General features: G+C 65.1%; 1 protein-coding gene. It reads left to right on the forward strand.

What is annotated here, in order from left to right:
* Nucleotides 1-307 precede the first annotated feature (307 nt).
* Nucleotides 308-550: a ferredoxin gene (locus DVK07_RS20640; RefSeq protein ID WP_121598596.1), complete on the forward strand. Its 243-nt coding sequence runs from the start codon at nt 308-310 to the stop codon at nt 548-550.
* Nucleotides 551-598: the final 48 nt, after the last annotated feature.

Below are 598 nucleotides of genomic sequence, written 5' to 3' on the forward strand. Positions count from 1 at the left end.
CGACGAGCAGCCGTTAGGCTGCGAGTCGCACGCGCGAGGGACGCGGCGACCGGAGCGAAGCGGAGGGAGCCGCGAGGCTGGGGAGGTGTGAGGTGCGGTCGCGGGGCGGGACTCAAAGGGGCGGCCGGGAGAAGTTCGGAGGCGACGCAAGCACCGCAGCGAAGGAGCGGAGCGACTGAGCGAGGCGCGCAGCGAGCGTCCGGACTTCTCCCGGCCGGGGCTTTGGAGGAAGCCATCGCCGATCGCCTTTCAGAGCCCCACACCTCTCGTCGTCACGGCTTTGTATCGGCTCACCGAACCAGTGGTCATGTACGTCGAGTTCGACCGCGACACCTGCGTCGGGATGTACCAGTGCGTCGCCGAGTGGGACGCCTTCGAGAAGAACCTGAACGACGGGAAAGCCGATTTAAAAGGGAGCACCGAGGAGGAAGACGACCTGTTCGTCGTCGAGGTGCCCGACGGCGAGGAGTTCGACGCGAAGTTCGCGGCGCGCGTCTGCCCGGTCGACGCCATCGAAGTGTACGACGACGACGGCGAACAAGTGGTGTGACGGTTCTTGTCGCCCGATTAGTTGTTTATAAGTTAGAGCCGGTGTAGC

Source organism: Halorubrum sp. Atlit-26R (assembly GCF_003666015.1).
Lineage (GTDB): Archaea > Halobacteriota > Halobacteria > Halobacteriales > Haloferacaceae > Halorubrum.